Source organism: Sinorhizobium chiapasense (assembly GCF_045277575.1).
Classification (GTDB): domain Bacteria; phylum Pseudomonadota; class Alphaproteobacteria; order Rhizobiales; family Rhizobiaceae; genus Ensifer; species Ensifer chiapasense_A.
On record NZ_CP144205.1, the window covers coordinates 2,295,066 to 2,319,013 of the forward strand.

24 protein-coding genes are annotated in these 23,948 nt (G+C 64.1%); 17 read left to right on the forward strand and 7 right to left on the reverse strand.

Annotated features, from left to right (window positions below; translation table 11 throughout):
* Nucleotides 1–118: 118 nt before the first annotated feature.
* Nucleotides 119–376, reverse strand: coding sequence for a DUF1127 domain-containing protein (locus tag QM996_RS11140; protein WP_500267531.1), 258 nt, complete (start codon nt 374–376; stop codon nt 119–121).
* 148 nt (nt 377–524) lie between these two features.
* Between QM996_RS11140 and QM996_RS11145 the strand changes: the two genes are divergently transcribed.
* Nucleotides 525–1,955, forward strand: a complete 1,431-nt coding sequence (locus QM996_RS11145) for a LuxR C-terminal-related transcriptional regulator (protein WP_500267532.1) — start codon at nt 525–527, stop codon at nt 1,953–1,955.
* A gap of 59 nt (nt 1,956–2,014) precedes the next feature.
* On the opposite strand, the gene QM996_RS11150 is transcribed toward QM996_RS11145, so the two are convergent.
* Together QM996_RS11150 and QM996_RS11155 are read right to left on the reverse strand one after the other, a co-directional pair.
* Nucleotides 2,015–2,356, reverse strand: coding sequence for a PAAR domain-containing protein (locus QM996_RS11150; protein WP_500267533.1), 342 nt, complete (start codon nt 2,354–2,356; stop codon nt 2,015–2,017).
* Nucleotides 2,357–2,413: 57 nt separating this feature from the next.
* The gene (locus tag QM996_RS11155; RefSeq protein ID WP_500270293.1) at nt 2,414–3,199 is read right to left on the reverse strand and encodes a helix-turn-helix domain-containing protein; all 786 of its coding nucleotides are present in this window, start codon (nt 3,197–3,199) and stop codon (nt 2,414–2,416) included.
* Between the two features lie 261 nt (nt 3,200–3,460).
* Between QM996_RS11155 and QM996_RS11160 the strand changes: the two genes are divergently transcribed.
* The 4 genes from QM996_RS11160 to QM996_RS11175 all read left to right on the forward strand — a co-directional run bounded on the left by QM996_RS11160 (nt 3,461) and on the right by QM996_RS11175 (nt 8,370).
* Nucleotides 3,461–5,065: an ABC transporter substrate-binding protein gene (locus QM996_RS11160; RefSeq protein ID WP_500267534.1), complete on the forward strand. Its 1,605-nt coding sequence runs from the start codon at nt 3,461–3,463 to the stop codon at nt 5,063–5,065.
* 130 nt (nt 5,066–5,195) lie between these two features.
* Complete coding sequence (locus QM996_RS11165; protein ID WP_500267535.1) at nt 5,196–7,190, forward strand: CocE/NonD family hydrolase; 1,995 nt, start codon at nt 5,196–5,198, stop codon at nt 7,188–7,190.
* Between the two features lie 119 nt (nt 7,191–7,309).
* Nucleotides 7,310–7,804: an HPP family protein gene (locus QM996_RS11170; protein ID WP_500267536.1), complete on the forward strand. Its 495-nt coding sequence runs from the start codon at nt 7,310–7,312 to the stop codon at nt 7,802–7,804.
* On the forward strand, nt 7,801–8,370 hold the full coding sequence (locus QM996_RS11175) for a TetR/AcrR family transcriptional regulator (protein WP_500267537.1): 570 nt from the start codon (nt 7,801–7,803) through the stop codon (nt 8,368–8,370). The genes QM996_RS11170 and QM996_RS11175 overlap by 4 nt, the downstream gene beginning before the upstream one ends.
* 113 nt (nt 8,371–8,483) lie before the next feature.
* On the opposite strand, the gene QM996_RS11180 is transcribed toward QM996_RS11175, so the two are convergent.
* Nucleotides 8,484–8,888: an ACT domain-containing protein gene (locus QM996_RS11180; RefSeq protein ID WP_500267538.1), complete on the reverse strand. Its 405-nt coding sequence runs from the start codon at nt 8,886–8,888 to the stop codon at nt 8,484–8,486.
* Between the two features lie 159 nt (nt 8,889–9,047).
* On the opposite strand from QM996_RS11180, the gene msrA reads away from it, so the two are divergent.
* The gene (gene msrA, locus QM996_RS11185; protein WP_500267539.1) at nt 9,048–9,767 is read left to right on the forward strand and encodes a peptide-methionine (S)-S-oxide reductase MsrA; all 720 of its coding nucleotides are present in this window, start codon (nt 9,048–9,050) and stop codon (nt 9,765–9,767) included.
* Between the two features lie 58 nt (nt 9,768–9,825).
* Here msrA and QM996_RS11190 read toward each other — a convergent pair whose 3' ends face one another.
* The gene (locus QM996_RS11190; RefSeq protein WP_500267540.1) at nt 9,826–10,749 is read right to left on the reverse strand and encodes an alpha/beta hydrolase; all 924 of its coding nucleotides are present in this window, start codon (nt 10,747–10,749) and stop codon (nt 9,826–9,828) included.
* A 153-nt stretch (nt 10,750–10,902) separates the two neighbouring features.
* Between QM996_RS11190 and QM996_RS11195 the strand changes: the two genes are divergently transcribed.
* The 10 genes from QM996_RS11195 to QM996_RS11240 all read left to right on the forward strand — a co-directional run bounded on the left by QM996_RS11195 (nt 10,903) and on the right by QM996_RS11240 (nt 20,992).
* On the forward strand, nt 10,903–11,811 hold the full coding sequence (locus tag QM996_RS11195) for a LysR family transcriptional regulator (RefSeq protein WP_500270294.1): 909 nt from the start codon (nt 10,903–10,905) through the stop codon (nt 11,809–11,811).
* Nucleotides 11,812–11,971: 160 nt separating this feature from the next.
* Nucleotides 11,972–13,132, forward strand: a complete 1,161-nt coding sequence (locus QM996_RS11200; RefSeq protein WP_500267541.1) for an ABC transporter substrate-binding protein — start codon at nt 11,972–11,974, stop codon at nt 13,130–13,132.
* 218 nt (nt 13,133–13,350) lie between these two features.
* The gene (locus tag QM996_RS11205) at nt 13,351–14,349 is read left to right on the forward strand and encodes an ABC transporter ATP-binding protein (protein ID WP_500267542.1); all 999 of its coding nucleotides are present in this window, start codon (nt 13,351–13,353) and stop codon (nt 14,347–14,349) included.
* The gene (locus tag QM996_RS11210) at nt 14,346–15,296 is read left to right on the forward strand and encodes an ABC transporter permease (protein WP_500267543.1); all 951 of its coding nucleotides are present in this window, start codon (nt 14,346–14,348) and stop codon (nt 15,294–15,296) included. Before QM996_RS11205 ends, QM996_RS11210 begins: the two co-directional genes overlap by 4 nt.
* Nucleotides 15,286–16,101: an ABC transporter permease gene (locus QM996_RS11215; RefSeq protein ID WP_500267544.1), complete on the forward strand. Its 816-nt coding sequence runs from the start codon at nt 15,286–15,288 to the stop codon at nt 16,099–16,101. Before QM996_RS11210 ends, QM996_RS11215 begins: the two co-directional genes overlap by 11 nt.
* Before the next feature lie 25 nt (nt 16,102–16,126).
* On the forward strand, nt 16,127–17,554 hold the full coding sequence (locus QM996_RS11220; RefSeq protein ID WP_500267545.1) for a gamma-aminobutyraldehyde dehydrogenase: 1,428 nt from the start codon (nt 16,127–16,129) through the stop codon (nt 17,552–17,554).
* 61 nt (nt 17,555–17,615) lie between these two features.
* Complete coding sequence (locus QM996_RS11225) at nt 17,616–18,110, forward strand: ester cyclase (RefSeq protein WP_500267546.1); 495 nt, start codon at nt 17,616–17,618, stop codon at nt 18,108–18,110.
* 240 nt (nt 18,111–18,350) lie between these two features.
* Entirely contained in the window at nt 18,351–19,106 is a 756-nt protein-coding gene (fhuF, locus tag QM996_RS11230; protein WP_500267547.1) for a siderophore-iron reductase FhuF, read from the forward strand.
* A gap of 17 nt (nt 19,107–19,123) precedes the next feature.
* Nucleotides 19,124–20,248 carry an ABC transporter substrate-binding protein gene (locus QM996_RS11235; RefSeq protein ID WP_500270295.1) on the forward strand — a complete coding sequence of 375 codons (1,125 nt, stop codon included), beginning with the start codon at nt 19,124–19,126 and terminating at the stop codon, nt 20,246–20,248.
* A gap of 219 nt (nt 20,249–20,467) precedes the next feature.
* Nucleotides 20,468–20,992 (forward strand): hypothetical protein, encoded by a 525-nt coding sequence (locus tag QM996_RS11240; RefSeq protein WP_500267548.1) that lies wholly within the window; start codon nt 20,468–20,470, stop codon nt 20,990–20,992.
* A gap of 116 nt (nt 20,993–21,108) precedes the next feature.
* Here the strand turns inward: QM996_RS11240 and QM996_RS11245 are convergent, their stop codons facing one another.
* Nucleotides 21,109–21,693 (reverse strand): cysteine hydrolase family protein, encoded by a 585-nt coding sequence (locus tag QM996_RS11245; protein ID WP_500267549.1) that lies wholly within the window; start codon nt 21,691–21,693, stop codon nt 21,109–21,111.
* 114 nt (nt 21,694–21,807) lie between these two features.
* On the opposite strand from QM996_RS11245, the gene QM996_RS11250 reads away from it, so the two are divergent.
* A complete protein-coding gene (locus tag QM996_RS11250; RefSeq protein ID WP_246304317.1) occupies nt 21,808–22,251 on the forward strand; it encodes an Lrp/AsnC family transcriptional regulator in 444 nt (147 codons plus the stop codon).
* A 52-nt stretch (nt 22,252–22,303) separates the two neighbouring features.
* Here the strand turns inward: QM996_RS11250 and QM996_RS11255 are convergent, their stop codons facing one another.
* Entirely contained in the window at nt 22,304–23,848 is a 1,545-nt protein-coding gene (locus tag QM996_RS11255) for a trimethylamine methyltransferase family protein (protein WP_500267550.1), read from the reverse strand.
* Between the last annotated feature and the right edge of the window lie 100 nt (nt 23,849–23,948).

Below are 23,948 nucleotides of genomic sequence, written 5' to 3' on the forward strand. Positions count from 1 at the left end.
AATTTGAAGGGAAGCCGGTCGCGCACAGGCGATCGGCTTCCCTGCCCCCAATGCTCGGCTTCGAGGGTCCGCCGCATCACGGTGCGGCGGACGCTTTCATGCTTCGCGTGAGCTCCCGTCAATGCTCCCAGAAATGCTTCTTGACCTCGGCATCGACTTGTCTTTCCGTCAAGCCGATATCATCGATTAGTTCCGGTGCGTCGGCTGCCATATGGGCAAGCTGATCGCGGTAGTGCTGGCGATCGTCCCACATGGCAAAGAGACGCTTCGGGTGAAACCACTTGGTGATGCGGCCATCGCCGGGCTCGGACGTCTGCTCGACGTCCTCGGATACGGCGTGGTAGAAGTCGGACATGCCTGACAGAAGCTTGCTCATTGTCGTCCTCCCACGTGACGTTCAGCGCAAACTCTAGCCTCATAGAACTATGCGGCAATCACACATGTGCGGTGTTTTGCTTCCAGCATTTGTAGTATTTTGCTGGAGCCGCAGCAGAACAAACCGGTAGAACGACAAGGAGGCAGGTATGGCCCGCATCCTGACGCCTCGCTTTGTTCCTGCGGCCCTGTCGGATCGCGAGCGCGCGGTCGCCGAACGCTTTGCCGCCGGCCTGACCTATCGCCAAATTGGCGAAGCGCTCTGCATTGCGCCCTCGACCGTGCGCAGCCATCTCGCGACGATCTACGGCAAGCTCGGTGTCCGCAACAAGATCGAGCTGGCGTCGGAGATAGCCGGGCCGGCGGAGCGAGTGTCCGCGGCCGCGGCGGAGCAAGGACCACCGGTGCTCGCCCTGTTCCCGATCGAAAGCCTCAACGAGGAGCAGCGCTGGCGCCGGTTTGCCGACGGCCTTTCATCGGATATCTGCGTCGACCTCGCGCGCTACGCGGATCTGCCCGTCGTCGCCTTTCACACCATGAAGCTGCTTGGCAACCGTCCGGAGAACTACGATGATCACGTCCAGGCCGTTGGCGCGACCTATGCGGTGACGGGCCAGGTGCGCGCCGACGACCGACAGGTGCGGCTGACGATCCAGCTTTCGGAAACGCGCTCCGGTCTGACGCCATGGACCGAACGCTATGACCGGCCGATCGGAGACATACTCGCGCTCCAGGACAATTTGACCGAGAGCGTTGTCAACGCGCTGGCAGGATGCTTCGGCAAGCTGGCCGCACTCGTACGTAGCGCCAGCCGCAAGAAGACGCGCTCGAACCTGCATTCCTACGATTATTATCTTCTCGGCGTCGAGCAGCTCAACCGGTTCAGCGCGGAGGGAAACGCCGCGGCAATTGAGCTCCTCACGCGGTCGCTCGAATTGGACCCCGCCCGGGTAAGGGCCTGGATCGAACTGGCCTATGCCTATTCCGTCCAGGCCTGCAACGGGTATGGCATCGACCTTGCCACGACCATCGGGAACTGGCGATCGGCGATCGAACGGGCCCTGCGGCTCGATCCGACGAACCCCTTCGCCCACACCTGCCTCGGCGACCTCAAGGCATGCATGGGCGATCTCAAAGGTGCCGCCGACGCCCAGGCACTGGCGTTCCAGCATGGCAAGCACAGTGCGGACACGCTGGCGCTGCTGGCCGGAAGCAAGGCTTTGGTGGCCGGAGACCCGGACGAAGCGATGTCGCTGATCGAGAAGGCGCTGTCCCTCAACCCCCTGGCGCCGCCCTGGTATTACGGCATGCTCGGCCGCGCCCTCTTCGTCACCGGACGCCACGCGGAGAGCCTTTCGGCGCTGGAACACAGTTCGCAGGAATCGCCGAACACCCTCATGTTCCAGGCGATGGCCCAGGCATTTGTCGGGCAATCATCCGAAGCGGCGAGCACCGCGCTAAGGCTGAAGACCCAGTTCCCGCGTTTCTCGGTCGAACGGTTCATCGCCGGCTATCCGGTCACCAATCCTCCGGCGCTGCAAGCGGTTCAGGAAGGGGCCCGGCTGGCAATGTTCGATTAGAGCGGCGTGCGTTCAACTGAACGCACGCCGCCGCTCGGCTCTGGCAGCGGTGTGCTCCGTTACTTCTGCCGGCAGTCGACGTCGCCCACGCGTTGCGCCGCCTCGCCTTCAAAGGTCACCGTCGCCTCGCCCTTTGCCGAGCAATCGCCCGTGGCGCCGCTTCCGGCGCGGAAATGCACGACCGGCTGGCCCTCGATCATGATGCTCGGCACCACCTCGTAAAGTTCCGCCGGGCAATTGGCGACGTCGGAGAGCCTGAGCGCCGGCTGGCCGCCGATCATGACGCTGGAGGCGCCCGAAAGCGCACAGGACGGGATCGGCGCGCGCGCCTCCTCGGCCATCGCAGACGAAGCCAGCAAGGCGGACGAAAGGCAGGCGATGACCGCCGCCGCAGATTTCATGATCCCCTCCTCCTTGGGTCCGTGTCGGCGAGCCTATCACAAGGCCGCGTCCCCGCCTCAATATTCGGTGGGTACGGTCAAGAGCTCGGCGTCGGGCGTATCGAGAAAGGCGCGGACCGTCTGGGGCATATGGCGCGAGCCGAAGGAAAGCACGCCGCAACGCGCGAGCATCTGGCGCAGGTCCGGCTGCTGGCCGAGAGAGCGCCAGATCATGCGCGAGGCATAGGGGAGGTTCTCCTTGCGCCAGGAGACCCCCATGGTGGTGCCGCGCAGATAGACGCGCTGGTGCACTTCGAACGGCAGGAGGATCGTCTGTGCCAGCATCGGCTCCCGCCCGATGCTGCGCTCGGCGATGAAGATGCGGTTGCGCCAGAAGGTGACGAGCCCCACATATTTCGAGAATTGCTGGATCTCGTTTATCGGGTCGCGGATGCGCTCGATCGACTTCACCCGGATCGAGCCCGCCTCCTCGTAGATCCGGGCGCAGGAGCAGACGACGAGCCCCGGCCAGGACGGCGAGACGTGATAGGTCTGATAGTAGCCGATGTGACGCCGGAGGCCGACGATATCGCCCGGGAAACCTTCGAGCAGCAGGCCGGCATCCGAGCGATCACGGTCTGGCCGCATCATCCGGGCTTCGAACTGTTTCGGGGTTAGCGAAAAGTCTTCGGCCACGAGCCCGAAGAAGCGGGCGATGCGCGCGACATTGTGCGGCGATGGCCGCGCCTCGCCGCCGATATAGCGGTTGAATTGCTGCCGGTTGATGCCGATCTCGCGGCAGATCTGCGAAATAGAACGCCGTGTCGCGCAGGCAAAACGCAGATTGGCCGAGAAGATTTCGATGTCCTGCACGCCATTCCCCCAACATACGCTCCCGTCGCACCGACCGATGCGGCCCGGAGGTAGCGTAAAAGAGCGCAAATCAGCGTCAAGTCGCGAAATTGTGCATGATCCCGCAGGCGCTAGGTTTTCCCTACAGCGCCGCGCGTCTTGAGACGCGCGAAGATCGCTGCAGCACCTTGATCTGCTGCATGTTTTTGTCCTTCCGTCGGCGGCGATTGAAGGAACATGCAGGAGAACATCATACAAAAAGGGAACCTGGAAATGACCGACTTCACGAAGCGACCCGACGGCCTTCTTGTCCCGACTGGCGTTACCCCGGCTGGCATCAGCCGGCGCGGCTTTCTGGCCGGCACGGCAGCGATTGGCCTTGCGGCCGGCCTTGGCGGCACGCTGACGGCCAAGGACGCGCGCGCCGAGGAGCCAAAGCGCGGCGGCCACCTGAAGCTCGGCCTCAAGGGCGGCGCCACCACCGATTCGCTCGACCCGGCCGCCTATAGCGGTTCCGTCTCCTTCGTCATCGGTCACCTCTGGGGCGACACCCTGGTCGAATCCGACCCGACGACCGGTGCGCCGCTGCCGGCTCTTGCCGAATCCTGGGAGCCCTCGGCCGATGCATCCGAGTGGACCTTCAAGATCCGCAGCGATGTCAGCTTCCATGACGGCAGCAAGCTAACCGTTGCCGACGTCGTCGCCACGCTGAAGCGCCATGCGGATGAAGGTTCGAAGTCCGGCGCCCTCGGGCTGATGCGCTCGATCAAGACGATCGAGGAAAAGGCCGGCGCACTGGTGCTGACGCTGACCGAAGGCAATGCCGACCTGCCGCTGCTGCTCACCGACTATCACCTGATCATCCAGCCGAAGGGCGGCGTCGACAATCCGGCCTCGCCGATCGGCACCGGTCCCTACAAGCTTTCAAGCTACGAGGCCGGCCTGCGCGCCACCTTCGAAAAGAACGCCGATGACTGGCGCTCCGACCGCGGCTTCGTCGATTCGGTCGAGATCATCGTGATGAACGACACGACGGCGCGCATCGCGGCGCTTTCCTCGGGCCAGGTCCACTTCATCAACAACATCGACCCGAAGACCGTGCCGCTGTTGAAGCGGGCGCCGCGCGTCGAGATCCTGCGTACTGCCGGCAAGGGCTTCTACAGCTTCCTGATGCATTGCGACACGGCTCCCTTCGACAACAACGATCTGAGGCTGGCGCTGAAATACGCGGTCGACCGTCAGGCGATCCTCGACCGGGTGCTCGGCGGCTTCGGCACGCTCGGCAACGACTACCCCGTCAACGGCAACTACGCGCTGGCACCCGAAGGCATCGAGCAGCGAGCCTATGACCCCGACAAGGCCGCCTTCCATTTCAAGAAGTCCGGCCACGACCGGCCGATCCTTCTGCGCACCTCCGACGCCGCCTTCCCCGGCGCTGCCGATGCTGCGGTGCTCTTCCAGGAAAGCGCCAAGAAGGCCGGCATCGAAATCGAAGTGCGCCGCGAGCCGGAGGACGGCTACTGGACCAATGTCTGGAACGTGCAGCCCTTCTGCGCCTCCTATTGGGGCGGCCGGCCGACGCAGGATTCGCGCTACTCCACCTCGTACCTCTCGACTGCCGAATGGAACGACACGCGCTTCAAGCGCGCGGATTTCGACAAGCTCCTGCTCCAGGCCCGCTCCGAGCTCGACGAGACCAAGCGCAAGGAGATGTACCACACCATGGCTATGACGGTGCGCGACGAGGGCGGCCTGATCCTGCCTGTCTTCAACGACTATGTGAACGCTGCCTCGGCCTCGCTGAAGGGCTTCGTCGACGACATCGGCAACGATCTTTCCAACGGCTACGTCGCCAGCCGCGTCTGGTTCGACAGCTAAGCGATTCCAGCGAAGTGCAACGCCGTTTCGCGTCAGGAATTGCGAAAAGCAATGGAGCAATTCGAGTTAAAGTGGGGCGCGCTTTCGCGTCCCGAATTGCCCGAGAGAACAAAGAGATAGTTAGAACGACATGTCCGAACGTGAATTCACCTTGATCGAGAACGAATGGATCCGGCTGAAGGACGGCACCCGGCTCGCGACCCGCATCTGGATGCCCGCCGGTGCCGAGGCCGCTCCGGTACCGGCCGTGCTTGAATACCTGCCCTACCGCAAGCAGGGCGGCACCAGCCTGCGCGACGAATCCACCTACCCGGTCTTCGCGGCCGCCGGCATTGCCGGCGTGCGCGTCGACATTCGCGGCTGCGGCGAAAGCGATGGCGTCATCGACGGCGAGTATACGCCACGCGAGCTTGCCGACGGCTGCGAGATCGTCGAATGGATCGCCGCGCAGCCCTGGTCCAACGGCAAGGTCGGCATGATGGGTATCTCCTGGGGCGGCTTCAATTGCCTGCAGGTCGCGGCACTTAAGCCGCCGGCGCTGAAGGCGGTCATCTCCATCGCCTCGACGGTCGACCGCTACAACGACGACATCCACTACAAGAACGGTTGCCACCTCTCGGCCCAGCTTTCCTGGGCAGCGACCATGCTCGGCTACCAGTCGCGCTCGCCGGACCCCGCAATCGTCGGCGACCGCTGGAAGGAAATGTGGCTGGAGCGGCTGGAAAACGAGCCCTTCTTCCTGGAGGAATGGCTGGAACACCAGCGCCGCGACGCCTTCTGGCAGCACGGTTCGATTTTGGACGATTTCGGAAGCGTCGAGATTCCGGCGCTCGTCATTGCCGGCTGGGCCGACGGCTACCGCAACACGCCGCTGAAGGCGGTCGAGGGCCTCGGCGACAAGGCGAAGGCGCTGATTGGCCCCTGGGTCCACAAGTATCCGCATTTCGCCTTCCCGAAGCCGCGCGCCGATTTCCACGGTGAGGCGATCCGCTGGTGGAACCGCTGGCTGCGCGACGAGAAGAACGGCGCCGAGGATGGGCCGCAGGTGCGCGCCTATATTCTCGACGGTCCGCGCCCGTCGCTCCGGCGCGACAGCGATCCCGGCCGCTGGGTGGCGAAGGATGCCTGGGCGCCCCCGGAAATGCAGCTCTTCGGCATCTCCCATGACGGCAGGCTGACGCCGTCTGCCGGCGGCACCGGCATCGGCGAGATCTACCTGAAATCGCCGCTCGATACCGGCACGGCCTCCGGCGAATATTTCACGCTGAAGCCCGATGCCGAGATGGCCGGCGACCAGCGCATCGACGATGCCGGATCGCTCACCTTCGAGACGGCACCGCTGCTCGAAGCCGCCGACTATCTCGGTCAGCCGGTGCTGACGGTCGAGGTCACCTGCCAGGCGGCAACCGCCAATCTCGCCGTCCGCCTCGTCGATGTGCGTCCGGATGGAACCGCAACCCGCGTCGCCTTCGGCGTGCTCAACCTGGCGCATCGCGACGGCAACGCCCAGCCGCGGCCGATGGAGCCGGGCCGCAAGACGCGGATCACGCTGGTGCTCGACGCCTGCGGCTATCGCTTCCGCGCCGGCAACCGTATTCGCGTCTCGCTCTCCACCTCCTATTGGCCGTTGATCCTGCCGTCGCCCACGGATCCGGGCCTGACGATCGATACTTCAAGCCTGTCGCTGGCGCTGCCCCTGCTCGGCGCGCACAAGGAGATTGTCGTGCCCGAGCCGGCAAACCCGGATCCGCTGCCGAAATACCGCGAACTGACGCGCGGCAGCACCAGCCGGACGGTCGAGCGCGACATGACCCACGGCATGACGCACTACCGGATCTACGAGGATACCGGCCTTTCCGAACACCCGGATACGGGCCTCGCCACCCAGGACATTCGCGACGAAACCTGGTCGATCGCGCCTGACGATCCGCTGTCGATGATCGGAACCTCGACCTGGACCTGCGTCGCCAGGCGTGAGGGCTGGTCGGTGCGGACGGTTTCGACCTCGACGCTCCATTGCACGGAGGGCGAATGGGTCACCGAAGCCGAGGTTGTCGCCTATGAGGGCGAAAACCGCATCTTCGAGAAGCATTTCAAGAAGCGGATCCGTCGCGATCTCATGTAGGACGCGCAAGGAAAGAGGCGTGCGGTGGGCCGCCGCCACGCCCGTTTTCCAGCCGCCTGCTTGACACCACCACAAAAGCACTGTACCGATCAGTAAACAATTTACCGATCGGTACAGTCATGCGTCGTTTCTTCTCGCGTCATCAGCCTCCCACTCACATCTCCCGCGGCCTGATCGCCGGCATCGGCGGCCTCGTCGCCATCGCCGCCGTCGGCGCGCTCACCAATCTCGTCGGCCATCCCATGCTGATGGCGCCGTTCGGGGCGAGCTGCGTGCTGATCTTCTCGGTCACCGCCAGCCCGCTGTCACAGCCGGCCAATGTCGTCGGCGGCCATTTCGTCGCCACTCTCGTCGGTCTCGTTCTGAGGACTGCCTTCCCCAACGAATGGTGGGCGGTGGCGATCGCGGTCGGCGCGGCAATCGCGCTGATGGCGGCGCTGCGCATCACCCATCCGCCGGCCGGCGCCAATCCCCTCGTGGTGTTTGCCGCAGACCCCGGCTTCGAGTTCCTGCTCTTTCCGGTGCTGACCGGCTCGCTGGTCCTCGTCGCCGTCGGCGCGCTGTTCCACCGCTTCGCCAAGGTCGAATATCCGCTGGTGAGGAAACCGGCATGAGTCGCACCGTCGCCGAACGCCAGGACGTCATCGCCATGCTGGCCGAGATCTTCCGCGAGCATGGTTATGACGGCGCAAGCCTCAGCCTGATCACCGAGAAGACCGGTCTCGGAAAAGGCAGCCTCTACCACTTCTTCCCCGGCGGGAAGGAGGAGATGGCCGAAGCCGTGCTTGGCGACATCGCCGCCTGGTTCCGCACCCACATCTTCGACGCGCTGCGCAACACGGAAAATGCCGAGCAGGCGCTGGAGACGATGTTTTCCGCCGTCGACAATTACTTCCGCCAGGGCCGCAGGCTCTGCCTGATGGGCGTGATCGCGGCCAGCGGCGCCCATGACCGCTTCGCGCGCGAACTAAACGGCTATTTCTCCGACTGGCGCGCCGACCTCGCCGCAACGCTCGAGCGCAACGGCACCCCCAAGGCAGAGTGCGCAGCCCTCGCCGAGGAGATCATCGGCGGTATTCAGGGTGCGCTGATCCTCGCTCGAAGTCTCGACGATCCCGGCGCTTTCGGCCGGGTGCTCGCGCGGCTGCAGACACGGTGCCTGGCCGCTTCCGACACGTAACCTTTTGAAATTACGCAATTCCGGATGGAAAACCGTTTCACTCTTTTCCTGGAATTGCTCTAATTGTGGAAGGCGGCCGGACGCCACCTCCTCTCCACGAGGAAGACCTGACCTCAAATACACCGGGTTAGTGCGCGCAACGCTGCCAGCGCCCGCTCCGCATCCGCCTCCGGCACGAAGATATGATCGTGATAATAGGCCGCGATCACGTTGGCGCTGATGCCCTCGCGCGTCAGCGCCGCCGAGACGGCGGCAGTCAGGCCCACGGCTTCAAGCGCCGAATGCACGTTGAGCGTAATGCGCCGAAGCAGCGGACCGTAGTCGAGCCCCGCCTCGTCCGCATCACTGCGGGCAAGCACCAGCGTCAACCCTTCATCCTCGCGATAAGTGGCCAGCGGGTCCAGCGCCTGATAGCGCGGAACATCCCGATAGGCGACCGTGCAATAGACGTAGGTCTGCGGAAACAGCACCGGGCTCATCGTCGCCAGCAACTTCGCGAGATCCGTTTCTCCGGCCATGACGTTCCCCTCTTTTCGAACCGCTTCTTCGAATGAAGTGGTAGCGGATCGTCACGTTGGCGTGAAGCACGCGATCGCGATTTGACCATTGTCATTCCCGTGAAAACATGAGGTCATCAAGCGCCCGAAGCGGAAACCGGGTGGCGGAGGAAGATGAAAATGATGACTTACGGCAAATCGAGACACAGCCCGGGCGGACTCGTGATGCTGGCTGCTGCCTTCGCCGCGCTACTGGCGTCAGCGCCGATCGCCGCCGCCCAGGAACCGGCCGTGGTCATCCCGCCGCCATCGCTCGATGAGAAGGCAGCCGTATCAACAGAGATCGCCGTCTTCGCCGGCGGTTGCTTCTGGGGCGTGCAGGGCGTCTTCCAGCATGTCAAAGGCGTCAGAAAGGCCGTCTCCGGCTATTCCGGCGGCAGCCGCGAGACCGCCGATTACGAGACGGTGAGCGGCGGCAAGACCGGCCACGCGGAATCGGTGGAAGTGACCTACGACCCGCGTGAGGTGACCTATGGGCGGCTACTGCAGGTCTTCTTCTCCGTCGCCCACAATCCGACGCAGCTCAACTATCAGGGGCCGGATCATGGCACCCAATATCGATCGGCCGTCTTCACAGTTACCTCTGAGCAGAAGCACATCGCCGATGCCTATATTGCCGAACTCGGCAAGTCAGGCGCGTTCCCGGCAAGGATCGTCACGGAGGTCACGCCGTTCAAGGGCTTCTACGCCGCCGAGGACTATCACCAGGACTTCCTGACACGGAACCCGACGCATCCCTACATCGTCTATAACGACCTGCCCAAGATCGAAAACCTGCGGGCGCTCTTTCCGCAGGCATTCCGGGCAAATCCGGCGCTGGTGTTCAAGGCGAAGAGCTGAGCATTCCCCAAAAGCCCTGAAGCGGCGGGCCGGAAATGCGTCGTATCGGATCGCGGCGTCAACGGGTACCGACGAGAACCGCAACACCCTCGGCCAGCCGCCGGAACCCTTCGCGCGCGCCCTCGCTCATATGCCGCGCCCTGAGCCAGGCATGGATCATTTGCGGCTCTTCGCGGAAGGTGACGCTGACGCCCGCCATGGCAAGGCGGGCCGCATAGATGCGGGCGTCATCGCGCAACGGATCGAAGAAGGCCCCGGTGATATAGGTGGACGGCAAGCCAGAGAAGTCCCTTTCCGCCAAGGGTGCCGCGAAGGGATTGTCGGCCGGTGCCTGCAGGATCTTGCGATAGTAACTGGAGTCGGCGGTCGTCAGCCCCGGCGCCTCGGCCATTTCCACATAGGAGCCGGAGACCAGGTCGCCGCCGAGCCCGGGATAGATCAGCACCTGGCCGACGATGCCGGTGAGCCCTTCGGCGCGAGCCTTGAGCACGACGCCCGCCGCCAGATTGCCGCCGGCGCTGTCGCCGGCAATGACGACTGGGCGGCCGTCGGACAGCAGTTCCTTGAGCACAACGTAGCAATCGTCGAAGGCCGCCGGCCAGACATGCTCCGGCGCCAGGCGGTAGTCGACCGACACCAGTTCGGCCTCAGCAAAATCCGCAAGCTCGGCGCAGATCGCATCGTGGCTATCGAGCGAGCCGACGACGAAGCCGCCGCCGTGGATGTAGTAGATGCGCGTTTCGGTCGAGACCGTCGCCGGGCGGTAGCGCCGGATCGGGATACGGCCGCCGACGAGTGTGTCTTCGCGGGTGAGACCGGCCGGGCTCGGCGCATCGAATTCGGCGCAGAGCGCATCGTACCATTTGCGCTGCTGCTCGATCGAGGCATCGACCGCGTCGGCGGGATAGAAGTCCTCGCAGCGGCAGTGAAAGGCGAGGATCCCCTCCTCCGTCGGCATCGGCCGCTTCGTCGCCTGGTCCATGTCATCCTCCCACTGATCCCGCTCTTGCGCGCAAGCTTATCACCGCGGCCCCGGCTCCCTGTCCGAAAACCGACATGGGTGGAAAAAATGACCGGTCGACCCGCATGCATTTCGCCGCTTGCCAGCGTCGCCCCGCAGCTATTAACTCGCGCCATGGCCTTCACATTTCGACAGTTGCAGTATTTCGTCGCCGTCGCCGAACAGGGTTCGATCACCCGTGCGGCGCAGAACCTCTCGATCTCGCAATCCTCGATCACCGAGGCGATCAAGGAGCTCGAAGGCGATCTCGGCGTCGAACTCTTCGACCGACATCCGCGCGGCCTGTCGATCACCCACAACGGCCACCAGTTCCTGCGCCATGCGACGAAAATCCTCGCCAATGTCTCGGACGCCCGGCGCAGCTTTTCCGAGAGCCGCGAGGAGACCGGCGGCAGGCTCAATCTCGGCGTCACTTCGCTGGTTGCCGGCTATGTGCTCTCCGATCTCTTGGCCCGCTACCGCCGCGCCTGCCCTGGCGTCGAGGTGAGCGCCATCGAGGACAACGGCTCCTATCTCGAACATCTCCTGATCGGCGGCGAACTCGACGTTGCCGTCATGGTCATCTCGAACCTGCGCGACCGCATGGCGCTGCAGGCCGAGATCCTCGAAACCTCGCCCTATCGCCTGTGGCTGCCGATCGGCCATCCGCTCGTCAGCGCCGACATCATCTCCGTCAGCGATATCGCCAGGGAACCGCTGATCATGTTGACGGTGGATGAAATCGAGGAGAACACCGGCAAGCTCTTGACCGCGCTCGGCGCCCGCCCGCATGTGGCCTTCCGCACCCGCTCGGTCGAAGCGGTGCGCAGCCTGGTTGCGACCGGCGCGGGAATCGCGCTGCTGCCGGATCTCGTCTATCGCCCCTGGTCGCTTGAAGGCGACCGCATCGAAAGCCGCGACGTCTCAGGCGCGCTGCCCGTCGTGCAGGTCGGCATGGTCTGGCGCAAGGGCTCCGGCCTGCCGCAATCCGCCCGCGATTTCGTCGGCATCGCCGAGGCGCTACGAAGCGCGCGCCCGCGTTAACAAGCTGATATTACTTTATTTCAAGCAGTCCCAGCGATCTGGTATCGGAAAACCCGAAAGCGACATTCTGTTTAATGAATTTGCGAATACGGTAAAACCAAGGCACGCTTCATCCTGGGAACGAAGCCGCAAAACGCGGCTCAAAACTGGGAGAATTCAGATGAAGCAGATGCTCAAATCCTGCACGGCATTGACCCTGACGCTTGGCCTTGTCGCCCCGGCCTTCGCGCAGGAGCCGCTGAAGGAACTCGGCAAGGGGGAAGGCGAACTCTCCATCGTCGCCTGGGCCGGCTACATCGAGCGCGGCGAGACCGACAAGAACTACGACTGGGTCACGGATTTCGAAAAGCAGACGGGCTGCAAGGTCAGCGTCAAGACCGCAGCGACCTCGGATGAAATGGTGGCGCTGATGAACGAAGGCGGCTTCGACCTCGTCACCGCCTCGGGCGACGCCTCGCTGCGCCTGGTCGCCGGCAAGCGCGTCCAGCCGATCAACACCGACCTCATCCCGAGCTGGAAGACGATCGACGAGCGCATGCAGAACGCCCCCTGGCATACCGTCAATGGCGTTCACTACGGCGTGCCCTATGTCTGGGGCCCGAACGTGCTGATGTACAACAAGGATGCCTTCAAGGGCGAAGCACCGAAGAGCTGGAACGTCGTCTTTGAGGAAATGAAGCTCCCCGACGGCAAGTCCAACAAGGGCCGCGTTCAGGCCTATGACGGCCCGATCCATGTGGCCGATGCCGCCAACTACCTGATGAAGCACAAGCCGGAATTGGGCATCAAGGATCCCTATGAGCTGAACGAGGACCAGTACAAGGCGGCCCTCGATCTGCTTCGCACCCAGCGCACCCTCGTCGGCCGCTACTGGCATGACGCGATGATCCAGATCGACGACTTCAAGAATGAAGGCGTCGTCGCTTCCGGCTCCTGGCCATTCCAGGTGAACCTGATGGAAGCCGAGAAGCTGCCGATCGCCTCGACCATTCCGGAAGAAGGCGTGACCGGGTGGGCGGATACGACCATGCTGCATGCCGAAAGCCAGCATCCGAATTGTGCCTATATGTGGATGGAGCACTCGCTGTCGCCGAAGGTGCAGGGTGACGTCTCCGCCTGGTTCGGCGCCAACCCGTCGGTCGGTGCGGCCTGCAAGGGCAACGACCTTTTGACCGACGCCGGCTGCAAGACCAATGGCTACGAGGACTTCGACAAGGTGAAGTTCTGGAAGACGCCGGTGACGAAGTGCGCAAGCCAGGGCGAATGCGTGCCCTATCACCGCTGGGTCTCCGACTATATCGGCGTGATCGGCGGCCGCTGAGCCGCAACCGCATCGCAAGCATTTGCCCCTCACCCTAGCCCTCTCCCCGCCAGCGGGGAGAGGGAACGCCTCTGGCCAAGCATCGCGTGACCATGAGGCAAGACGCCGGCCACGAGTCCCCTTCGCCCCGCCTGCGGGGAGAAGGTGCCCGGCAGGGCGGATGAGGGGCGCTTCCCCTCACCGCGGGGATGAGGGGCCAAACTTCCTGGAGTATCTCAATGACCACCGCCGTACTTTTCGACAATGTTTCCCGCCACTTCGGCGCCGTGCGCGCCGTTGATGGCGTGAACCTCGAAATCGCCGAGGGCGAGTTCTTCGCCATGCTCGGCCCCTCCGGCTCGGGCAAGACCACGTGTCTGCGCCTGATGGCCGGCTTCGAGCAGCCGACCGGCGGCCATATCGAGATCTTCGGCGAGACGGCCGAGGGCGTGCCGCCCTATCGCCGCAGCGTCAACACCGTCTTTCAGGATTATGCCCTCTTCCCGCATCTCTCGATCCTCGACAACGTCGCCTACGGGCTGATGGTCAAGGGTGTGGGCCGCGAGGAGCGCCGCAAGGCGGCCGAGGATGCGCTCGCCATGGTCAAGCTGCCGGGCTATGGCACCCGCCGCCCCGGCCAGCTTTCCGGCGGCCAGCGCCAGCGCGTGGCGCTCGCCCGTGCCCTCGTCAACAAGCCGAAGGTGCTGTTGCTCGACGAGCCGCTCGGCGCGCTCGATCTGAAGCTGCGCGAGCAGATGCAGGAGGAACTGAAGAGCCTGCAGCAGTCGCTCGGCATCACCTTCGTCTTCGTCACCCACGACCAGGGCGAGGCGCTGTCGATGGCCGATCGCATCGCCGTCTTCAACGATGGCCGCATCCAGCAGCTCGGCCGCCCGGAAGACGTCTACAAGCAACCGAAGACGCGGTTCGTTGCCGATTTCGTCGGCTCCTCCAACGTGCTGCCGCAAAAGCTCTGCCAGCGGCTGGGGCTGAAGACGCCCTTTGCCAGCCTGCGACCGGAGGCGATCGCCATCGCCGCGCCGGTCGACGGCGCGCTCAGCCTCTCGGGCACCGTCTCGGCCCATAGTTTCCTCGGCGCCGTCAACCGCGTCGTCGTCGACGTCGACGGCGCCCGTGTTGCTGTCGCCAGCCCCGCAGCACTCGCCGTGCCTGCGGTCGGCAGCCCCGTCACCATCAGCTTCGCCGCAAACGAACTGCACCCGATGGAGGACGCATGACCGCCTTTGCCGAACCCCTCGTGTTGCCTGAGCGCCGCGGCCCTGCCGGTCGCCTGTCGGACTTCTTCTGGCGGCATCCGCATCTGCTGCTGACGGTGCTGCTCGCCCCGCCGCTGCTCTGGCTCGGCATCGTCTATCTCGGCTCGCTCTTTGCGCTGCTTCTCCAGAGCTTCTTCTCGATCGACGACTTCTCCGGCCTGATCAATTACGAGTTCACGCTGGCGACCTATCGCCAGTTGCTCAGCGAAACCAATCTCGACATCATTCTGCGCACCGTGCTGATGGCGGCGACAGTGACCGTCGCTTCCGCCGTCATCGCCTTCCCGATCGCCTATTATGCCGCCCGCTATGCGCAGGGAAAATGGAAGGTGCTCTTCTATCTCGGCGTCATGCTGCCGCTCTGGTCGAGCTATCTGGTCAAGATCTACGCCTGGAAGCTGATCCTCGCCAAGGAAGGCATCCTTACCTGGATCTTCGAAAAGCTGCACCTCATCTGGCTGCTCGACGGTTGGCTGTCGCTGCCCGTTGTCGGCGGCAACTCACTCTCGGTCAGCTATACCGGCACCTTCATCGTCTTCGTTTATGTCTGGCTGCCTTTCATGATCCTGCCGATCCAGGCAGCGCTGGAGCGCGTGCCGGGCAACCTGATCGAGGCCTCCTCCGACCTCGGCGGCACGCCGGCGCAGACCTTCCGCTTCGTGCTCTTCCCGCTGGCTTTGCCCGGCATCGTCGCCGGCTCGATCTTCACCTTTTCGCTGACACTCGGCGACTACATCATCCCGCAGATCGTCGGCTCGTCGCGCCTGTTCATCGGCCAGGCGGTCTATGCCCAGCAGGGCACGGCCGGCAACATCCCGCTCGCCGCCGCCTTTACCGTCGTGCCGATCGTCATCATGGGCGCCTATCTCTTCATGGCCAAACGCATGGGGGCCTTCGATGCGCTCTGATCGCTTGAACCGCTCGCCGATGGGCCTGAAGATCGCCGCCGCCGCCGGCCTCGCCTTCCTGCACCTGCCGATCCTCCTGATCTTCCTCTATGCGTTTACGACCGAGGAGAAGAGCTACCAGTTCCCGCCGCCGGGACTGACGGCACAATGGTTCGCCGTTGCCTGGAACCGACCCGATGTCTGGGCGGCGCTGACCCTTTCGGTCAAGGTCGCCTCCATTGCCACATCGTTGGCGCTTGTGCTCGGCACGCTCTGCGCCGCTGCCGTCAGCCAGACACGCTTCTTCGGTCGCGAGACGATCTCGCTGCTCGTCATCCTGCCGATCGCGCTGCCCGGCATCATCACCGGCATTGCGCTCCGCTCCGCCTTCTCGATGGCCGATATCCCCTTCTCCTTCTGGACCATTGTGCTCGGCCACGCGACCTTCTGCATCGTCGTCGTCTACAACAACGCGGTCGCCCGCTTCCGGCGGATTTCCGGCTCGCTGATCGAAGCGTCGATGGATCTCGGCGCCGACGGCTTCCAGACCTTCCGCTACATCATCCTGCCGAACATCGGCACGGCGCTACTCGCCGGCGGCATGCTCGCCTTCGCGCTGTCCTTCGACGAGGTGATCGTCACCACCTTTACCGCCGGCCAGCAGTCGACCCTGCCGATCTGGATGCTCGAAGAACTGATCCGCCCGCGCCAGCGGCCGGTGACCAATGTGGTTGCCATGGTCGTGGTGCTCGTCACCTTCCTGCCGATCCTCGGCGCCTACTACCTCACCCGCGACGGCGACCAGATCGCCGGCGCCGGCAAATAACTCGACTTTTCAAGGGAGAACAGACATGGACACCCAACTGCTGATCGGATCGCGCTTCGAGGCCGGCACCGAGGCCGACGAACACATCCTGAACCCGCGGACGGGCGGCAAGATCGTCGACTTGCCGGAAGCCTCGCACACCCAGGTCGAGGCGGCGGTCGGCGCCGCCGAAAGCGCCTTCTCGACCTGGTCGCAGACGACGCCGGCCGAGCGCTCCAACTATCTCCTGAAGATCGCCGACGCGATCGAGAAGGAGGCCGACGGCTTTGCGGCACTCGAAGCGCTGAACTGCGGCAAGCCGATCAACGCCGTGAAGAACGATGAGCTTCCGGCGATCGTCGACTGCTGGCGCTTCTTTGCCGGCGCCGTGCGCAACCTGCATGCGCCGACCGCAGGCGAATACCTGCCCGGCCATACCTCGATGATCCGCCGCGACCCGATCGGCATCGTCGGCTCGATCGCGCCCTGGAACTACCCGCTGATGATGATGGCCTGGAAGCTGGCGCCGGCGATCGCCGGCGGCAACACGGTCGTCTTCAAGCCTTCCGAACAGACGCCGCTGACGGCGCTGAAGCTCGCCCGTATCCTCGCCGATATCCTGCCGGAAGGCGTCGTCAACGTCATTACCGGCCGCGGCGAAACCGTCGGTAATGCGCTGATCAACCATCCGAAGATCTCGATGGTCTCGATCACCGGCGACATCGCCACCGGCAAGAAGGTGCTGGCAGCGGCGGCCAAGACCGTCAAGCGCACCCATCTGGAGCTCGGCGGCAAGGCCCCGGTCATCGTCTATGACGACGCCGACCTCGAAGCCGTCGTCAACGGCATCCGCACCTTCGGCTACTACAATGCCGGCCAGGATTGCACCGCCGCCTGCCGCATCTATGCCGAGGCCGGCATCTACGAGAAGCTCGTCGCCGACCTCACATCGGCCGTCTCGACCATCCGCTACAATCTCGCCGACGACACGGAAAACGAGATCGGCCCGCTGATCTCGCGCCGCCAGCGCGATCGTGTCGCCAGTTTCGTCGAGCGCGCCGCCGACCAGAAGCACATCGAGATCACCACCGGCGGCAGCGCCGGCAGTTCGGACGGCTTCTTCTTCCAGCCGACCGTGGTCGCTGGCGCAACCCAGGAGGACGAGATCGTCCGACGCGAAGTCTTCGGCCCGGTCGTCTCGGTCACCCGCTTCACCGGCAAGGACGATGCGATCGCCTGGGCGAATGACAGCGATTACGGCCTCGCCTCCTCCGTCTGGACCAAGGACATCTCCAAGGCGATGAAGGCCGCCTCGCGCCTGCAATATGGCTGCACCTGGATCAACACCCACTTCATGCTGACCAACGAGATGCCGCACGGCGGCGTCAAGCAGTCGGGCTACGGCAAGGACATGTCGGTCTACGCGCTCGAGGACTACACCGCGGTCCGCCACATCATGATCAACCACGGCTGAGGCCCGCGCGTCGCGAGCCACGATTCCGCATGCAAACAAAGACAAACGGGAGGAGTTTGCCATGTACCGTCGTCAATTGCTTGTTGCCGCTGGGGCCCTCGGCCTCAGTGCCCTCGTACTCACGCCGGCGGCCCTTGCCGCCGACGCGGCGCCGGATGTGGTCGCGGCCTATGTCGCGGCCTGGAATGCCCATGACTCGGGCAAGGCGGCCTCCTATTTCGCCGATGACGTGACCTATTACGACGCGTCCGTCGGCAAGCCCGTGACTGGGAAGGATGCCGCGAAGACCAGCGTCATCGACAATTTCCTGAACGCGGTTCCGGATGCAGTCTGGACCATGAAGGGCGACCCCATCGCCGCCGGCGACAAGGTATCCTTCGAATGGGAGTTCTCCGGCACCAACACCGGCGCCTGGAGCGACGGCACGAAGGGAACCGGCAAGAGCTTCAAGATCAGCGGAGCCTCGGTTTTTACCGTCGAGGGTGGCAAGATCGCTGCCCAGAGCGACTATTACGACGCGCTCGGCTTCTACAAGCAGCTCGGCTTGATGCAATAGGCGACGCTTGGCCTGCGTCTCGACGCCTCGACCGCCGCAAGCTCCGGCTTGCGGCGTCTCGCATCTTTGCCGACAAATCATGATTATAAAACTCATAAATGACTTGCGCCGGGAAAAATCTTGAGTAACACGATCACCTTATGAGTATCTGACTGCGCTCAGAAGGTGTCGCATGCTTGCAGGACGGCGTTCTTTCACGGCTGTGTTTCCGATCGGGCGTATTCGCGCGCGGATGGCGCCATGACGGCTGCCGTTTGCGAACCGGTCGTCGCGACCGGAGGTCCCAAGGCACTGTCGGCGGCCTTTGCCGGCACCCATGCCTGGTGCAACGAGAAGATGGTGCTCTCGGACGAGCTCTCCGACGGCATGGCGCTGCCGGACTTCTTCGCCTCCGGCGCCTTCGACAGAGCGCTCGAAGTCTACACGGAAAAATCCGGAGCCAGCGACCGGCGCGCCGTCGCCTCCATGTGGTCGCTCTATTATTTCTCGAACCTCACCATCCCCTATCTGGTGGCACGCGTACTCGACCATCAGGTGCTGCCCGTCGCTTTCGACGAGATGAAGATGGCGCTCGCAGAGGATGGCCTGCCCCGGACCTTCGGCGTCGCGACATCTGGCAATTGGCAAGAGGTTGACGACGCCGACGTTTTCGCCACCCTTGGCCCCCTGATGCACGGGCATTTGCGCGAGGTGGTCGGCTATCTCAAGTCTGTCGGCGGCATCGCCCCGAAACTCGCCTGGAACAATGCGCTCGTCTATATCGACTATGCGCTGCGCGCCGCCGGCATCGAGCCGCTGAGCGCCCAGGCCGACGCGTTGATCGGCAACAGGTCGATGCCCGATGGTTCGCCCAATCCCTTCTTCGATTGCCTGCGCCACGAGGAGGAAAACGGCGCCCGCGTCTGCCGCCGCAAGATCTGCTGCCTGCGCTATCTGCTGCCCGGGGTCCCCAGTTGCGGCAGCCTCTGCGCCCTCCCCAGCCAAAGGAACCAATAGGCTTGCCTCATCGCTGCATTCTCCCGGCCGCCCGGCGGCTTCTGCTCGTTCTGTTTGCCGCTCTGATGCTCGCGACCGCAGCCCATGCCGAAGGCCAATGGCCGATGACCGTCACCGATGCGGTCGGCCGCGAGGTGACGATACCGGCAAGGCCGAAGGCGATCCTTCTCGGCAGCGGTTTCAACCTCGTCGCCCTGTCGCTGATCCATCCCGATCCCGTCAGCCTGCTCGCCGGCTGGTCCGGCGACATGAAGGGCGACAACCCGGAGATCTACGAAAGCTTCCGGCGGAAGTTCCCAGCGATCGCCGACGTGCCGCAGATCGACGACGGCACCGGCCCGGGCCTCTCCTTCGAGACCCTGCTGACGGTGAAGGCCGATCTCGCGCTCCTCAACAACTGGCAATCCGATACCGAGTCCGGCAAGCGCGCCATCGACTATCTGACCGGCATCGGCGTGCCGGTGATCGTCGTCGACTTCAACAACGACGCGCTGACCGGCACGCCGCGCATGATGCGCCTTCTCGGCAGGATCCTCGAGCGGGAGGAACAGGCCGAAGCCTTCGCTCAGTTCTACGAGGGCAAGCTGGCGTTGATCCGGTCACGCATCGCCGCCAAGCCCGAGCCGCGCCCGCTGGTGCTGATGGACGCCTTCCCCCAGGCCAACCGCTGCTGCTGGGCCTATGGCACCGGCGGCCTCGGCGAGTTCCTGACGATGGCCGGCGGCCGCAACATCGCCGAAGGCGTGCTGCCGCGGCCGGGCGGCACGGTCAACGCCGAGGCGATCATGGCGGCGAACCCTGATATCTACATCGCCACCTCCTCGCCCGGCGGCAAATACGGCACGCTGTCGATCGGCCCCGGTGTCAGCGAAGACGAGGCGCGTGAGACGCTCGCCCGCACCATCGAAGCGCCGGCGCTCGCGAGCATCCGCGCCGTGCAGGAAAAGCGCGTTCACGGACTTTGGAACTTCTTCAACGCCATCCCGCTCAACATCGTCGCCGCCGAGGCCTTCGCCACCTGGATCCGGCCGGACCTCTTCGGCGATCTCGACCCGAAGAAGAGCCTTGCCGAAATCAACGAACGTTTCGCCGCGGTCCCGTTCGAGGGCAGCTACTGGGTGGATCTGAAGCCGGTGGACTAGCATCCGCTTTGTCCTCCCCCGAAACAGGACCCATCCCTGGTTCACCGGAACCGGCGGCTGCTGCCTATGGGCGCGTGTTGTCAGCCGTCGGGCACCCTATATAAGTGTCGTCACGGCCTTGCCTCGTGAGGACAAGGCCGTCTAACGCTTTGATCGGCTGCATGGTTTCCCTCTTGCATCGAACCCGATTCAAGGAATGATGCGGTGAGGAGGATCTGGATGCTTTGGTTGATCGCGTTACCGCTGGGTCTTGTCGTTGTGTATCTGGCAACGCGCTTCAGCCGTTTTCGCCAATGGGCGGAACCCATCCTCTCGGTTGCCGTGGCGGTCGGCCTGCTCGTCGCCTTCATCATCTGGTTCGGCGATCGCGACGGCCGCAAGCCCGTAGCATCCGAGCCAACCCAGACGGCGCAGCCCGCGAGCCTGACCATCACCGACATTGCATTGGATGGACTGACCTTCGAGCAAAGCCAGCCGGAACGAAGCTTCCGGCTGCGCGGCACGGTGACGAACAAGGGCCGGACCCTGCTCGAATATTTCCGCCTCTCCGTCACGCTGGAAGATTGCCCTGGCGACGCCTGCCAGACGATCGGCGACGATGCGGCCCTCATTCTCGCCCGGGTACCGGCCGGCCAGAGCCGGCCATTCGAGACCTTCCTCACCTTTCCGAACCGCGAAGGCCAGAGCCTGACGGCGCCGAAATGGACGACCGAGATCGTCGAGGTCCGCGGCACAAACCGGTGAACAGCACGTCCGGTGCCCGGAATGCGACACAATTCCGGCGGAAACCCGCTTCAGAGTTTATCAGGAATCGCTTGTAAACAGCGCGCGCGGCGATTTCGACAGGAGAGTGGGATATTCTAGGCGGCGTCCGGACGGCGTAAGGCTTCGACGAAGGCAACCGTCGAGGTCACCTCGGCGAATTCGGCGCGCAGGGTCGCGACATGGGCCCGGTGGATGTCCCGGGCAGCGATTACCGTTCCGTCTCCATCCGGCTGATCGAAGCAGTCGCATGCATCCTCGACGAGGATCATGCGGTAACCGAGATTGGCGCCGACGCGCACCGAGGTGGAGACACACATGTCGGTCGAAATACCGAAGGTAACGACTGTATCGACGCCGAGACGCCGAAGCCTGAGGTCGAGATCGGTACCGATGAAGGCCGCGTTGACGCTCTTGGTGACGAGTGGTTCGCCGGCCTTTGGCTCGAAGCCGGGCCTCAAGGCATTGCCGGGTGCACCGGGTCCAAGCGTCGAGCCCGGCATGACGCTGTCGTGGCGGACATGGATCACCGGCCGGCCGGCCGCGCGCCAGGCGGCAAGCAGGGTAAGACCGTTCCGGTCGATATCGGCATTCCAGCGGCGCGGCCAGGGGGCACTGTCAAAAGCCGGTTGCATGTCGATCGGCAGCAGCACAGCATTGTCGGGCACGACTGGTATTTTCATGGCAAAGCTCCTTCGTTGCTAGAAGGAAGCTATCCATCCTATCGTCCGGTTTCACTGGACAAAATGGCGCAAAACCGGACAATTGTCCGGACTTGGCGCAAAAGGAGATACAATTTGACGGAACTGGACGACAAGGATCGGCTGCTGTTGGCAGCGCTTCGCCAGGATTCGCGCCAGAGCCTGGTAGCGCTCGCCCGACACGCCGGCCTCTCGCGCAGCGGCGTGCACGAGCGCCTGCGGCGGCTCGAAGCCAAGGGCGTCGTCGCCGGCTACACGATCCGCCTCGGCGTCGAGGACAAGAACCCGACGGTCAGGGCGCTGGTCGCCATCTCGTTCCAGTCCGGCAAGAATTGCGACCATATCGTGCCGCATCTTTCCGCCATGCCGCCCGTCGTCACCTGCTGGTCGCTCGCCGGTGCCACCGACCTGATGGTGCTCGTCGAATGCGCCACGAACGGCGACCTCGACACGATCCGCCGGCAAATCTCTTTGATCCCGGGTGTCGCCACGGTGCAGACGCATGTGGCGCTCCGGACTCATTTCGACCGGCGGGATTAGGTGAGCCCCCTCGCCCCGGAACCGGAGCGAGGATTGAGCCTCTCGACGAAACTCAGCAATAGATCTGGAATTTCTCCCGGATCATCAGATCGATCTCCGGCGCGATCACCGAGGGTGCAGCTTCCGCGAGAATGCGGTTCTTCTTCTCGATCGCCTTTGCCACCAGATCCGGTCGGCCGATCTCCACCCATTCCTTCGGGCTCGTGCGATCGGCGACAGCCGGATAGATGTATTCCGTCTGCATCAACCCCAGCGTCTGCGGATGGCCGAGATAGTGGCCGGGGCCGTCGAGGCAGACCGAGCGCATGGTTTCGAGCGAGACCGAGTCCTCGGTGACGTCGATGCCGCGAATGCAGCGCTGTACTTGTCCTAAGAGATCGTCGCCGAGCACCAGCGACTCCAGGCAAAAGCCGAGCAGCGAGGCATGCATGCCGACGGCCTCATAGACCATGTTGAGGCCCGAGAGCCCGGCCATGACATTGGAGATCGCCTGCTCCCAGCCGGCCTGCATGTCCGGCAGCTTCGCATCGGCAATTCCGGCGGCGGCCCCGCCCGGCAGGCGGTAGAACTGGTGCATCTGCGCGCAGCCGGCCGTCAGCAGCGCCTGTTCGCCGGAGCCGCCGGACATTGCCCCGGTGCGCAAGTCCGAGACGAACGGCCAGGTGCCGAAAACCGCCGGGTGCCCCGGTGCCATGGCATTGACATAGACGACGCCCGCCAGACATTCGGCGACCGCCTGCACGATCGCGGTCGCAAGCGGCGCCGGTGCGGTGGCCCCTGCCTGTCCGGCCGAGAGCAGCAGGATCGGCATGCCGGCGCGGATGCACTTCTCCATGGTGATGCAGCTTTCCTCCGCGAACTTCATCGGCGGAACGACGAAGCAGTTCGAGTTGGAAACGAAGGGCCGCGCCCGCCACTTGTCCTCGCCGCCGGCGATCATGTGGATGAGATCGAAGCAGCCATCGACATGCGAGGGATCGGAGAAACTCGTGCCGACATGTTTCGTCGTACCGGCGCAGCAAGCATAGAGCGTGTTGACGTCCATCAGGAAATTGTCGGCAACATCGCGGCAGACCATGGCGCGCTGGAAGAAATGCACGTTGTCGAGGTGATGAACCAGTTGCGCGGCGTTCAACAGGTCCTTGGCGGTGGACTCCCGATACTCGCGCTTCTCGACGTCGACGATATGCACCGCCGCACCCGCGGTGCCGTAATAGACGCGCGTGCCGCTGAGTTCGAGATCCTGCTTCGGGTCGCGGGCGTAAAGCGTGATGTCGCGCGCGGCGATCGAAAGCATGTCCTCGACCAGCGCCCGCGGGAAGCGGATGCGCCCATCGTCGCCGAGAATGGCGCCGGCGCCGGTCATGATCTCGATGCCCGATTTCGGTGCATTGGCAAGGCCGATCTGTTCGAGCGCATCGAGTGCTGCCTCGTGGATGCGCCTCACGCCGGCTTCCGTCAGCGGCTTGTATTGGCCGCCGGAAAGACCGGGGCGCACCGGCCGGATATTCTCGGCAAGTGGTGCGGCGCGCAGCGCCACCCGCGCCGCCCGTCCGCCGGACCGTCTCGAAGCCACAACTGCGCAATCGTCAGCCATTATCTTGTCTCCCAATGGGCAACTCGCCCCTTATTCGCGCGGTGAGGGATGCGCCCCTCATCCGCCTGCCGGCACCTTCTCCCCGTTTTGACGGGGAGAA

Coding starts and splice junctions, on each gene's coding strand:
- QM996_RS11140 (WP_500267531.1), bottom strand. CDS start 376: ATGAGCAAGCTTCTGTCAGGCATGTCCGACTTCTACCACGCCGTATCC.
- QM996_RS11145 (WP_500267532.1), top strand. CDS start 525: ATGGCCCGCATCCTGACGCCTCGCTTTGTTCCTGCGGCCCTGTCGGAT.
- QM996_RS11150 (WP_500267533.1), bottom strand. CDS start 2,356: ATGAAATCTGCGGCGGCGGTCATCGCCTGCCTTTCGTCCGCCTTGCTG.
- QM996_RS11160 (WP_500267534.1), top strand. CDS start 3,461: ATGACCGACTTCACGAAGCGACCCGACGGCCTTCTTGTCCCGACTGGC.
- QM996_RS11165 (WP_500267535.1), top strand. CDS start 5,196: ATGTCCGAACGTGAATTCACCTTGATCGAGAACGAATGGATCCGGCTG.
- QM996_RS11170 (WP_500267536.1), top strand. CDS start 7,310: ATGCGTCGTTTCTTCTCGCGTCATCAGCCTCCCACTCACATCTCCCGC.
- QM996_RS11175 (WP_500267537.1), top strand. CDS start 7,801: ATGAGTCGCACCGTCGCCGAACGCCAGGACGTCATCGCCATGCTGGCC.
- QM996_RS11180 (WP_500267538.1), bottom strand. CDS start 8,888: ATGGCCGGAGAAACGGATCTCGCGAAGTTGCTGGCGACGATGAGCCCG.
- msrA (WP_500267539.1), top strand. CDS start 9,048: ATGATGACTTACGGCAAATCGAGACACAGCCCGGGCGGACTCGTGATG.
- QM996_RS11190 (WP_500267540.1), bottom strand. CDS start 10,749: ATGGACCAGGCGACGAAGCGGCCGATGCCGACGGAGGAGGGGATCCTC.
- QM996_RS11195 (WP_500270294.1), top strand. CDS start 10,903: ATGGCCTTCACATTTCGACAGTTGCAGTATTTCGTCGCCGTCGCCGAA.
- QM996_RS11200 (WP_500267541.1), top strand. CDS start 11,972: ATGAAGCAGATGCTCAAATCCTGCACGGCATTGACCCTGACGCTTGGC.
- QM996_RS11205 (WP_500267542.1), top strand. CDS start 13,351: ATGACCACCGCCGTACTTTTCGACAATGTTTCCCGCCACTTCGGCGCC.
- QM996_RS11210 (WP_500267543.1), top strand. CDS start 14,346: ATGACCGCCTTTGCCGAACCCCTCGTGTTGCCTGAGCGCCGCGGCCCT.
- QM996_RS11215 (WP_500267544.1), top strand. CDS start 15,286: ATGCGCTCTGATCGCTTGAACCGCTCGCCGATGGGCCTGAAGATCGCC.
- QM996_RS11220 (WP_500267545.1), top strand. CDS start 16,127: ATGGACACCCAACTGCTGATCGGATCGCGCTTCGAGGCCGGCACCGAG.
- QM996_RS11225 (WP_500267546.1), top strand. CDS start 17,616: ATGTACCGTCGTCAATTGCTTGTTGCCGCTGGGGCCCTCGGCCTCAGT.
- fhuF (WP_500267547.1), top strand. CDS start 18,351: ATGACGGCTGCCGTTTGCGAACCGGTCGTCGCGACCGGAGGTCCCAAG.
- QM996_RS11240 (WP_500267548.1), top strand. CDS start 20,468: ATGCTTTGGTTGATCGCGTTACCGCTGGGTCTTGTCGTTGTGTATCTG.
- QM996_RS11245 (WP_500267549.1), bottom strand. CDS start 21,693: ATGAAAATACCAGTCGTGCCCGACAATGCTGTGCTGCTGCCGATCGAC.
- QM996_RS11255 (WP_500267550.1), bottom strand. CDS start 23,848: ATGGCTGACGATTGCGCAGTTGTGGCTTCGAGACGGTCCGGCGGACGG.